This is a genomic window from Pseudomonas sp. GW821-FHT02C04 (assembly GCF_059421845.1).
Genome location: NZ_JBWKVT010000001.1, coordinates 1,433,481 through 1,445,091 on the forward strand (window position 1 = coordinate 1,433,481; position 11,611 = coordinate 1,445,091).

Consider the following 11,611-nt stretch of genomic DNA (forward strand, 5'->3'; position numbering starts at 1 on the left):
TTCGAAGTTGATCATGATGAACAAGAAAGGCAACATGTAGAAGACATTGACTTTCATGTAGAAGAGACCATTCCGACTTAAACGCACTAATACTCCTTTAAAAATCGAGCAAAGGTTCGCCTCTCGACAAGAAATCATCTTGAATAAGTGGCGAGCCCGCTCTTGATTCACCTTAAACCCTAAAATTGGCAAATGTTAGAAAATAGGGAAGTCAGCTAACCCGCTTCCCTATCCTACCTTGTGTTATCGCTCTGCCAATGTTTCCAGCAAATCCGCCGAAGGCACGAAGAACAGACTGCCAGTCACCGCCGTACTGAAGTCCAGCAACCGGTCATAGTTGCCGGGTGGCTTGCCGACGAACATGTTTTCCAGCATCTGTTCCAGTGGCTCCGGCGAACGCGCGTAGCCGATGAAGTACGTACCGAACTCGCCCGCGCCGGGCCGGCCGAACGGCATGTTGTCACGCAGGATTTTGACTTCCTCGCCGTCCTTGGTGATGGTCGTCAAAGCGCTGTGGGAGTTGCTCGGTTTGACCGCGTCATCCAGCTCGATATCGGACAGTTTGGTTCGCCCGATCACCCGCTCCTGAGCTTCGACCGGCAATTCGTTCCATGCCTTCATGTTGTGCAGATACTTCTGCACCAGCACGTAACTGCCACCGCTGAACGTCTGATCTTCATCGCCTACGAGGGTGAAATGCTCGGCTTTGCGCCCGACCGGATTTTCCGTGCCGTCGACAAATCCGATGATGCTGCGCATGTCGAAATAGCGGAAACCCTGTACCTCGTCGGTGACTGTAACGGCACCGTCCAGCGCCGACATCAGCTGCGTCGCCAGTTCGAAACACAAATCCATCTGATCGGCGCGAATGTGCAGCAGCAGGTCGCCCGGCGTGGAGACGGCGCGCCGCCCTTCTACACCGAACTCGCGAAAGTCATGCAAGGACGCCGGTCGCGGGCTGCCGAACAGGCGATCCCAGGCGCTGGAAGAAAACCCGCAGACGCAGGACAGGCTGCCCGAGGGGACCCGTTTACCGACCGAGCGCGTCAAACCGGCGATATCGGCGCACCAGCCGCGGACTTTTTCGGCCGCCTCGGCTTCGGCGTTGAGGGTCGCCACGATGAATATCGCAGCACTGGTGATCGGGCTGCAGACGGCTTGAGGATCTGGCGTGTCGATGATCGTCGCTCCTGGCGTGATGGACTGACTCGACAGCGAGGTTAGCAAAGAAGTGTTGAATGAAGTATTACCCGTGCGCTGCCCGCAGCGCCCGACACTTCGTTTTTAACGAACAATACCCACGAAATAAACGATTTTTCTTCGTCGGAATTCTCCTACTAGCATGGCCCCGTCTACCCCGAAAAACATAAAGACAGGGAGAACGACATGCACCCCATCAACATCGGCGAACCCTGGATGTGGGTCGCCTTCATCGTTTTTGTCCTCGCCATGCTGGCCGTTGACCTGTTTGTCTTCGGTGGGCGCAAGGCGCATCGGGTCTCGGTGCGCGAGGCGTCGTCCTGGGTGATTGCCTGGTGCATGTTGGCGCTGGCCTTCGCCGGGCTGCTCTGGTGGTATCTGAATGGCGAATTCGGCCCCGAAATCGCCCAGCGCAAGACCCTGGAATTCCTCACCGGCTATCTGATCGAGCAGTCACTGTCGATCGACAACATGTTCGTGTTCGTGATGATTTTCGGCTATTTCGCCGTGCCGCCGGAGTTGCAGCGCCGGGTGCTGCTGTACGGGGTGCTCGGCGCGATCGTGATGCGCGCGGCGATGATCTTTGCCGGGGTGTGGCTGGTCTCGCAGTTCACGTGGCTGCTGTATGTGTTCGGCGTGTTCCTGATCATCACCGGGATCAAGATGCTGGTGTTTGCCGAGCAGCAACCGGACCTCGATAACAATCCGCTTCTGCGCTGGGTGCGCGGACATCTGCGGATCACCAACGGTTTTCATGGCGAGCGCTTTTTCGTGCTGCAGAACGGCGTGCGCTGGGCCACGCCAATGTTTCTGGTGCTGGTGCTGATCGAGGCCAGTGACTTGATGTTTGCGGTCGACAGCATCCCGGCGATTTTCGCGGTGACGACCGATCCGTTCATCATTTTCACGTCGAACATCTTCGCGATCATGGGCCTGCGGGCGCTGTACTTTCTGCTGGCGGACATGGCCGACCGCTTTCATCTGCTCAAATACGGACTGGCGCTGGTGCTGGTGTTCATCGGCGGGAAGATGACGGCGATGCCGTGGTTTCACATGCCGGTGGAGTGGTCGCTGGCGATTGTCGGCGGACTGATTCTGGCGTCGGTGTTGCTCAGTCTGGTCCTGACGAAGGGCAAGTCGCCCGAAGAAAGTCAGGCGAAATAACAGCCGAGGGATCGAACAGGATTCGCTCCCCCGGCTTTGAATTTACTTATCGGACTTGATGCTGGTCCAGACCCGCGTCCGCACCCGCTCCAGTTTCTGCGGCAGTGGCTGCACCACGTACAGCGTCTTGAGCGCTTCGCTGGTCGGCGTCAGGTTCGGGTTGCCGGTGATTTCCTTGTTGATCAGCGGCAGCGAATCCTTGTTCGCATTCGGGTAGCCGAGGAAGTCACTGATCGACGCAATGACTTTCGGTTCAAGCAAGGTGTTGAGGAACTCGTGGGCCTCTTCAACGTTCTTCGCGCTCTTCGGAATGGCGAAGGTGTCGAACCAGATCGGCGCGCCTTCCTTCGGCAAGCGCCAGTCGACCACCACGCCGTTACCCGCCTCTTTGGCACGGTTGCCGAACTGGTAGAAGCTGCCGGAGTAACCGATGGCCACGCAGATGTCGCCGTTGGCGATGTCGGTCATGTACTTGGCCGAGTTGAAGTAGGTGACGTAAGGGCGAACCTTGAGCATCAGGTCCTTGGCTTTCTCATAGTCCGCCGGGTTCTGGCTGTTCGGGTCGAGGCCCAGGTAATGCAGGGCCAGCGGGAGAATTTCCGACGGCGAATCAAGCATCGCCACGCCGCAGGATTTCAGTTTCTCCATGTTCTCGGGTTTGAACACCAGATCCCAACTGTCCACGGGCGCATTCTCGCCAAGCGCAGCCTTGACCTTGGCCGGGTTGAAACCGATCAACACCGTGCCGACCATGTAGGGCACGCCGTACTGATTGCCGGGGTCGTTGGAGTCGAGCAACTTGAGCAGCGCCGGGTCCTGGTGACTCCAGTTCGGCAGTTTGGACTTGTCGAGTTTCTGGAACACGCCGGCCTTGATCTGGGTATCGAGGAACTGGTTCGACGGCACCACCAGGTCATAGCCGGAGTTGCCGGTCAGCAGTTTGGCTTCCAGGGATTCGTTGGTGTCGAAGGTGTCCCAGGTCACTTTGATGTTGCTTTTGGCGGCGAAATCCTTGGGCACCGCTGGCAGAATGTAATCCGCCCAGTTGTACACCCGCAGTTCGCGCTGTTCGGCTTGCACGGCGCTTGCCAGCAGCGTCAGCCCGCACACAGTGGCGCCCAGAATGCGTTTCATCGTGACCATATTGTGTTTCCCCGAATGCAGCGTGAGTCGATGGTTTTTATGTTCTGTACACGGCAGCGGCTGTCAGATCAGCCAAGGGCAAGGAAGGTGCAGCATTTAGTTGTGGCTTCGATTCTTGCCGACAGCGTAGTCGGAGCACAGTGGCCGGTTGGCCAAAAGGGGATCGATATGGCCAATTTGAGTGACCGCCAGAATACTGAAACGACAATGCCCGGCGATTGGCCGGGCATTGTTTGAGTAGCGTATGCAGGATCAGTCGGTAAAGCCCAACCGCGTTGCCCTGCTCTCCTGCGCCTGCCCACGCGTCGCCAGGCAGTAATACAACGGGCATGTCACGATCAGGCCGACCAGCCATGACAGGTCCGCGCCGTCCACCAGATTGGCGTAGGGGCCGACGTAAAGTGAGGTGTTGGCGAACGGAAGCTGCACGATGATGCCGATGAAGTAGGCAATGATCGCGTGCAGATTGAAGCGCCCGTAGATACCGCCATCGGCGCGGAAAATCGAGGCGATGTCGTAGCTCCCGCGCTTGATGAGGTAGAAATCGATCAGGTTGATCGATGCCCACGGCACCAGCACCAGCAGCAGCGCCAGAATCAATCCGATGAACTCGGAAATGAAATCCGCCGACGCCCCCAGCGCCACCACGCAGCAGCCCGCCAGCACCACGCTCGACAACATTACCCGCACTTTGATACTCGGCGTCCATTGGCTGGCGAAGGTCTGGATCGAGGTGATGATCGACAGCACCGCGCCGTACAGATTCAGCGCGTTGTGGCTGATGATGTTGAGCAGGAACAACACCATCAGAATCGGCCCCAGCCAACCGGTGGACTGCTTGACCGCGGCCATCGCTTCGGTGCCTTCCGGGGTCGCCAACACTGCCACCGCGCCAAACGTGAACGACAGAATCGTGCCCAGCGTGGCGCCCAGGTAAGTCGCGATAAATGGCTTGCTGATACCGATGTCCGCCGGCAGGTAGCGGGAATAGTCAGAGACGTACGGCGAGAAGCTGATCTGCCAGATGATGCCCAGCGACACCGTCGCCAGCCACCCGGACAGGTTGAAGCTGCCACGGGTGAAGAAGTCCGCCGGCAAGTCATGGGCAAAGATGTAGATGAACCCGGCCAGCAACGCGCTGCCCATCACCCAGGTACCAATGCGGTTTAGCGTGTGGATGAAGTTGTAGCCGATCACGCCGATCGCCGTAGCGCTGAGGGCGCCGATCAGGATGCTCAACGGCGCTGGCACCAACGGCGCAATGCCGACGATGGATTTACCGGCGAGCACGATGTTGGAAATGAAGAACCCGATATAGATGATCGCGGCGAAGAACACGATCAGCAGCGCACCGTAACGCCCGAACTGACCACGACTCTGCACCATCTGCGGAATGCCCATGCGCGGACCCTGCGCCGATGCCAGGGCGATCACCACGCCGCCGATCATGTGCCCCAGCGCAATCGCCAGCAGCCCCCAGAACAGGTCGAGATGAAACACCTGAACCACCATGGCGCCGGTGACGATGGGCAGTGGCGCAATGTTGGTGCTGAACCAGAGAGTGAAAAGGTCGCGGGCCTTCCCGTGGCGTTCCGCGAGTGGGACGTAGTCGACCGTGTGATTCTCGATCAGCGGATCTTGCCGGGACATCTGGGACATAAAAATGAACTCGATTGGGTCTGTTCTTATCGTTGTATGAAGCCAAACCGGGGGCGCTTCGTGGCCGCCCCTCAGATGGAGACCATATTATGGTATTCCAACATTTTCACAAGACTGATCCGCTGTTTGTGACGGCATCTGATCCGGCATCCTCCCTGATCGCCAGGCTTTACAGCTAGACAAAAGCCCCGTAAATGCTGAGTTTCCGACGGATGAACCACGTTTATCGTTTCACCAAAAAAGCACTTGCAATCGATGTATTACGGTATACCATCAGACCCATAAACACATAAAAACACGCTTCACCGCACTCGAGGATTGACCAATGATCGATGCTGCCGTCTACAAACAAGTCATGGGCTCGTTCCCGTCCGGCGTCACCGTCATCACCACGCTTGATGACGACGGCCAGATCGTCGGCCTCACCGCCAGCGCCTTCAGCTCGCTGTCGATGGACCCGGCCCTGGTGCTGTTCTGCCCCAACTACAGCTCCGATTCCTACCCCGTCCTGATCAAGAACAAACGCTTTGCCATTCACGTGTTGTCCGGCGGCCAGCAGAGCGAAGCCTATGCGTTCGCCCGCAAAGGCAAGGACAAGGCGCAGGGCATCGAGTGGACGCTGAGCGAACTGGGCAACCCGATTCTGGCCAACGCGACAGCTATCATCGAATGTGAGTTGTGGCGCGAATACGAAGGCGGCGACCACGCGATCATGGTCGGCGCGGTGAAAAACCTCATCGTCCCTCAGCAGGACGCCGGCCCGCTGGTGTATTGCCACGGCAAGATGGGCGCTCTGCCCGCCTTTGCCTGACCCGCACGATTGCACTTAAACAGGCCTGCAAGCGACCGGCCGACCACAAGAGATTCGAGGTAGCGTCATGAAATTTTCCCTGTTCGTACACATGGAGCGCTGGGACGAAAGCGTCAGCCACCGTCAACTGTTCGAAGACCTGACCGAACTGACGTTGATGGCCGAGGCCGGCGGTTTCAGCACCGTGTGGATCGGCGAACACCACGCCATGGAATACACCATCTCGCCGAGCCCGATGCCGCTGCTGGCCTACCTCGCTGCCAAGACCACCACGATTCACCTGGGCGCCGGCACCATCATCGCGCCGTTCTGGCACCCGCTGCGGGTCGCCGGCGAATGCGCCCTGCTCGACGTGATCAGCAACGGCCGGATGGAAGTCGGCTTGGCCCGTGGTGCTTATCAGGTGGAGTTCGATCGTATGGCCGGCGGCATGCCCGCCTCATCCGGCGGCCAGGCGCTGCGGGAAATGGTCCCGGTGGTCCGTGCCCTGTGGCAAGGCGACTACGCCCACAATGGCGAGATCTGGAAATTCCCCACGTCGACCAGCGTGCCGAAACCGATCCAGAAGCCCAATCCGCCGATGTGGATCGCCGCCCGCGACCCGGACTCGCACAACTTTGCCGTGGCCAACGGCTGCAACGTGATGGTCACGCCGCTGATGAAGGGTGATGAAGAAGTCCTCGACCTGAAAAACAAATTCCAGACGGCGCTGGACAACAACCCTGATGTGCCGCGTCCGCAATTGATGGTGCTGCGTCATACCCACGTGCACTCGGCGGATGACCCGGAAGGCTGGAAGGTTGGTGCCAAAGCCATCTCACGTTTCTATCGCACGTTTGACGCTTGGTTCGGCAACAAGGAAGTGCCGGTGAACGGCTTCCTCGCCCCGAGCCCGGAAGAGAAATTTGCCGGACGGCCAGAGTTTGAACTGGAGAGCCTGCACAAGACGGCGATGATCGGTACGCCAGAGGAAATCATTCCGCGAATCAAGTACTACCAGGAATTGGGGGTGGATGAGTTCAGCTTCTGGTGTGATAACAGCTTGCCGCATGCAGAGAAGAAGAAGTCGCTGGAGCTGTTTATCAAGCAGGTGGTGCCGGCGTTTCGTTAACGACTCTGCTGATTGTATCTGCCCAATAAAAACGCCCTGATAATCCAGGGCGTTTTTGTGCCCACGCTTCCAAAACCCATTCTTTTTCCTGGCGTTCAATTTTGCGTTTGGCAAAAAATGTACATATCAGCGAGGGCGCGACAGGGACCCTTTTATACAAATCTGAGTTTCCAGTAATCGTACCCTGCCACGACCCAGTACCGCTCACTCGACGGAATCAAAAAGCTGAAATCAGCATTCTCCGCAGTCCAGTCCGGCTCGACCAGATCCTCATGAACACGCACATCATCCATGTGCATGAATATTTTCCGATCAAAATTGATATAAAAACTTGGGAAGCGCGAACTGATAACATTGGCACGCTTGTACACATCAGGCGTCAAGCCCTCGCCTGTCTGGTAGTAATGCTCAACCCTTTCAAAAACCTCTGCATCTGCCCCGATAAAATCCTGCAGATCGTGGGAAGACAGAATTTTTTCGCTTGAGTCGTGGAGGTACTTGGGGAAGTTATCCGCAGTCATTTTAAGGACACCCCCTCTAAACGCCTTGCAAGCGAGTTCATATTGTTCCTGGCTTATACTCCCGGCGTCCAGGTAAGCACGGTAGTCTTTTTCCGCATCAAGGGTGAAGTTGTATTTTTCGTCTACGACCCAAAAGCTCTTGCCTGAACAAACGAAGAAGCAAATGTTTTTATCACCGTTCCAGAGCTCATCAAAAACTGTTTGGTTGATTTTCATCCCTCGGACTCCTTTAAGAAGCACTCTAAAAAACAAACAGACATATTAATTAAAGCTGTCCATCTCTGGATTCTAAAGAATCTTACGCTTGAGCAGAGCAAAGATACCGACCCTTAGCAGTGCAATTTCCAGTTCATGCGACTGGCATACCGCTGTATGGATTACCAACATCGTTGCCAAACTCAACGTAAAGAAACTCTTCACGCAGGTCATCGACAGACATTGAGTCTGGCAGATTTCTATAATACGAGGACTGCTTAGTCATTCTTGCACCTGAATGAACGAACTGAAAGGTGGACAAACTTAATTAATCCCATTTTTCTATTATTCGCCCTTTCTATATCGAGGATCATGCCTCATCAATTTCAGCACTTCATCCCAGTTCCAGAGAATGCCCTCCAAGTGATCGCTTGGCATCTCTTGAGCTACATCGCCAACCGAAAAATCCAACATCGCCTTTTTGCAACAAAAATAAAACTCATTAAAGCACTCTGCCTCGACACTCTTGAGCACTATGAAGCTTTGAGCCTCTTCGTCCAGCGATCTGTATATTATTCGAAGGCATGACCTGTCTGTTCCTTCAAGATTGATTCTCGTACCTTCGACAATGCAATCAAACACGCCACTGGAGGTTGCCCAGCCTACACCATCAGCAATCGCGATATACATACCCACAATATCACCTCAAGGGAACTGCGTTTGGATCATTAACTTTAATAAATTCGACCAAAATACAATAAAGCGAAGGGCATTAGTTTCAGTCAAGAAATTGAAAACTCCGAGCGAACATATTCGGTAAGGCCCATCAAATCCTCGTACGCCGCCGGACCAAGTAAAGGCTCATAAACAGACAAGTAATCGGCGGCAGCCATGCTTAAACCCAACGCCAACTCATCAACCTCCAACAGTCTTGACGGGGCTATCATCCAGTTAATCCCCGGGAGACCTTCGCGCGCTCTCCCAACAAGCGACCATGACAATGCCCCTTTATAACTTTCTACCACACATCTTAATTTTTCAATATCACCGTCTCTAACAGATTTAAATCTGAAAGCGATGAAAGGGAGAAAAGCAGAATGATCCTCTCGCTGCACTTTACCTCCGACCACTACGTCGGGATAACGTTGCCGATATTTCCGCCACTCCAGGCTGCCAATATCAGCAACAACATTCAGAAGGTGACCTTCATCGCTCTCAATCTTCATGATCTAGCAGCCTGTTGTGCTTAGCCTGTGAAAAAGCCACGAGCTAATCGGGGCATTGTCTTTTTGGGTTTCGGCTCAATAACCAACCTGGCGGATATCAGTCTCCAGCTCTGTCGGATCAGGCAGGAAGAAACGGGCAGTCAACCAGCATGTCGCCATTGAAGTGACAAAGAGTACGACCATTCCGAAAATCTCATCGGAAAACTTCGCACTCTCTACATCCCGTACAACGGCGACGATAAACGGAGTAACCCATAAAGTGGCCAGCACCGCGCCCGACAGCGCTATCACGGAACAGGCTCGACTTGTCCTTTTGACTTTCATCGATGCGATCACCAATGAAAACAGCAGAAATGGCACGAGAAATACCACTTGAGCCAGAACAGGTCCGAGGAATGGCATCAACATCAATTCCGCCCCTGCGACCTCCCCCATCAACCGTGGGTTCGTGGCCAGATGGGCGACGGTCGCAATCGTCTTGAAGAGGCCGGCGATAAAACCCGGCGCCAACGGGCAAAGAAGAAAAGCCAGGAAAACCTTCAGACGCGGATAACTCACATCACTCACAGGCAAAATTCTTCCTCACGCATTGATGGGCTCTCTGAATTCAGCAGATCAGCTCTTCACAGGAATGCGCTGCTCGGGCTGAGTAACGTCGTAGACGTGCTGCTCGCAACTGCCGCCAACAAACTCGAACTCCACCAGATAGGCTTTGCCACGCTCTGGCGTAAACGAATTGCTCACTGGCCCGCAGGTATGGAGAACTCCGGTGCGAGGGCCATTCGCATAGCCCGACACTTCAATTGTCTTATCGGCATCGGCCTGGGTTTCCAGTTGCGGGAAGCGTTTGGCCACTGCGCTGTTGCCCACTTCGTTGAGCTTGGCAATCCAGCCGAACACCTTGCCTCGCCCCGAATCCACCACGGTTCCCAGCTCTTCCATGCGGCGGTCGGGATCGTCTGCACGACGGATCGAAAACTCTACAGGGATCGTCGAGCCCGACGCTTTCATCACTACCTTGGCGTGCTGCGCATCGACCGCCACCGTATTCTGGCGCAGTTGGACACCGTCTTTCAGCAGATTGGGAGAAGAATCCCGAACGTTGGAATGGCAACCTGAAAGCGCGAACGCCAAGGTCAAAGTAACGAGTGCAGGTTTGTTCACGTGTGAATCTTCCCTAATGAGCGCAGCGAGACGGAGGTGATATCAAACATCGGCGCGATATTAGATGGCCACTATTTTGGCGTCAATCATTCGATTAAAAAAAGGGGCAATTTTATTACCTGTAGATCGCCGCATTATTAGAACAGTCAAAAAAGCCAAAACTCAAAAGGAGACACATTTAATTAATTAAATGTGTCATTTCCGCCCAGCCCGCTTTTCATTTCAAAACAACCGACGCCCACTCCAAATAACTTTCTAAAAAATCATAATCATATGAATCAATTGATCTTCAGAATCTTCCAGACTGCCTCCTCCTCCACCACCGAAAATTATTCTATCGGTACGAGCATAAAACCATTCTTCAGCCTCATCATAAATCAGCTCAAAACAAGTAGCTGCGCAATCAACTCGCGAACCAAGTCCCCTACCCTCCACTTTCCCCTGATAGGAGTAAGTTAGTCTTTTGTCTCCCAGCGAGCCGAAATAATCGAACATCCATACGGAGACACTGGAAACCCTACCATTCAAAAAACCGACCACAAGCGCCCTAGTCTCGGATAACACTTTCTCTGAACCTGGAAACTGCAAATTCCAGCCCGTGAGATTCAAATCAAAAATATCAAACCGAAAAAATGCCTTACCTGAACTTTCTGTAACATCCAAAACCAACAATGGAGTATCAGAAAACTTATACACCCTCGCTTTCGGATCTAGACAACACTCAAGGAGCATGGATTCAAACTCCTCACGCGTTGCCCCCAACTCAATACCAGCCAGTTCTACACCTGGGACGACGGGGGCAAACCAGTTCACTTTAATCATTTCAAGACCCATATGTCGTTCTTGCAAACCAACCTTTGACCAGATGAATTATAAAACGCTGTCTTTTTTCAAGATCCGCCTGACACCCCCCCTCAGAGTTGAGTTTATATTTAACCTTATAGGTAGCAGGATCAATAACCTTAACCTTATTCCCATCCACAAAAGTAAACTTATAGCACTAACCACTATGTATCGACTCAGAACTAACAGGACACCTTTTCGAAATAAATCCGTCCCCTTTTCGCAAAAGCAAAAAGGGCGAACTTATCAAATTAGATAAATTCGCCCCCTTGATCATTCTTTTCCTTTGTTCCGCTTTTACCTTCTATTCAACTACGGGCGTGGTCAACCCTTGCAAATATTTGAAAGGCGCGCCCCCCATATCAAAACCCATATCAACAATTAATAGCCTTACCTCTTCAAACTCCTCGTTACTCAGAGATACATCATATTCAGAAATATGATCACAAAGAATCTCCAACGCCAAACTCTCTTCATTATATTTTACATAATCCAATGCACCTTCAAGAAGAAAATCTTCCAGCCGACCCTTCAACTTAGTGCCAAAACTCAGTATACGTTCCGAATACATAAT

General features: G+C 53.8%; 13 protein-coding genes. 3 read left to right on the forward strand and 10 right to left on the reverse strand.

Going from position 1 to position 11,611, the window contains the following annotated elements:
• Positions 1-243: 243 nt before the first annotated feature.
• Entirely contained in the window at positions 244-1,182 is a 939-nt protein-coding gene (locus AC07VV_RS06485) for a Dyp-type peroxidase (RefSeq protein ID WP_495035943.1), read from the reverse strand.
• Between the two features lie 204 nt (positions 1,183-1,386).
• Between AC07VV_RS06485 and AC07VV_RS06490 the strand changes: the two genes are divergently transcribed.
• A complete protein-coding gene (locus AC07VV_RS06490; RefSeq protein ID WP_495035709.1) occupies positions 1,387-2,364 on the forward strand; it encodes a TerC family protein in 978 nt (325 codons plus the stop codon).
• Positions 2,365-2,406: 42 nt separating this feature from the next.
• Here AC07VV_RS06490 and AC07VV_RS06495 read toward each other — a convergent pair whose 3' ends face one another.
• Positions 2,407-3,507 carry a polyamine ABC transporter substrate-binding protein gene (locus AC07VV_RS06495; RefSeq protein ID WP_096820082.1) on the reverse strand — a complete coding sequence of 367 codons (1,101 nt, stop codon included), beginning with the start codon at positions 3,505-3,507 and terminating at the stop codon, positions 2,407-2,409.
• Positions 3,508-3,759: 252 nt separating this feature from the next.
• A complete protein-coding gene (locus tag AC07VV_RS06500) occupies positions 3,760-5,166 on the reverse strand; it encodes a purine-cytosine permease family protein (RefSeq protein WP_495035710.1) in 1,407 nt (468 codons plus the stop codon).
• A gap of 325 nt (positions 5,167-5,491) precedes the next feature.
• On the opposite strand from AC07VV_RS06500, the gene AC07VV_RS06505 reads away from it, so the two are divergent.
• Both AC07VV_RS06505 and AC07VV_RS06510 read left to right on the forward strand, forming a co-directional pair.
• Complete coding sequence (locus tag AC07VV_RS06505) at positions 5,492-5,977, forward strand: flavin reductase family protein (RefSeq protein ID WP_007950450.1); 486 nt, start codon at positions 5,492-5,494, stop codon at positions 5,975-5,977.
• Positions 5,978-6,044: 67 nt separating this feature from the next.
• Positions 6,045-7,088: an LLM class flavin-dependent oxidoreductase gene (locus tag AC07VV_RS06510; protein WP_085703595.1), complete on the forward strand. Its 1,044-nt coding sequence runs from the start codon at positions 6,045-6,047 to the stop codon at positions 7,086-7,088.
• 152 nt (positions 7,089-7,240) lie between these two features.
• Here the strand turns inward: AC07VV_RS06510 and AC07VV_RS06515 are convergent, their stop codons facing one another.
• From AC07VV_RS06515 to AC07VV_RS06545, 7 genes are all read right to left on the reverse strand, one after another.
• Entirely contained in the window at positions 7,241-7,825 is a 585-nt protein-coding gene (locus AC07VV_RS06515) for a hypothetical protein (protein ID WP_495035711.1), read from the reverse strand.
• Between the two features lie 324 nt (positions 7,826-8,149).
• Positions 8,150-8,494: a hypothetical protein gene (locus tag AC07VV_RS06520; RefSeq protein ID WP_495035712.1), complete on the reverse strand. Its 345-nt coding sequence runs from the start codon at positions 8,492-8,494 to the stop codon at positions 8,150-8,152.
• A gap of 92 nt (positions 8,495-8,586) precedes the next feature.
• Entirely contained in the window at positions 8,587-9,030 is a 444-nt protein-coding gene (locus AC07VV_RS06525; protein WP_495035713.1) for a hypothetical protein, read from the reverse strand.
• Positions 9,031-9,105: 75 nt separating this feature from the next.
• Positions 9,106-9,597, reverse strand: coding sequence for a hypothetical protein (locus AC07VV_RS06530; protein ID WP_495035714.1), 492 nt, complete (start codon positions 9,595-9,597; stop codon positions 9,106-9,108).
• A gap of 48 nt (positions 9,598-9,645) precedes the next feature.
• Positions 9,646-10,194 carry a hypothetical protein gene (locus tag AC07VV_RS06535; RefSeq protein ID WP_495035715.1) on the reverse strand — a complete coding sequence of 183 codons (549 nt, stop codon included), beginning with the start codon at positions 10,192-10,194 and terminating at the stop codon, positions 9,646-9,648.
• Positions 10,195-10,449: 255 nt separating this feature from the next.
• Positions 10,450-11,028, reverse strand: a complete 579-nt coding sequence (locus AC07VV_RS06540; protein WP_495035716.1) for a hypothetical protein — start codon at positions 11,026-11,028, stop codon at positions 10,450-10,452.
• 313 nt (positions 11,029-11,341) lie between these two features.
• On the reverse strand, positions 11,342-11,608 hold the full coding sequence (locus tag AC07VV_RS06545; protein ID WP_495035717.1) for a MafI family immunity protein: 267 nt from the start codon (positions 11,606-11,608) through the stop codon (positions 11,342-11,344).
• Positions 11,609-11,611 lie beyond the last annotated feature (3 nt).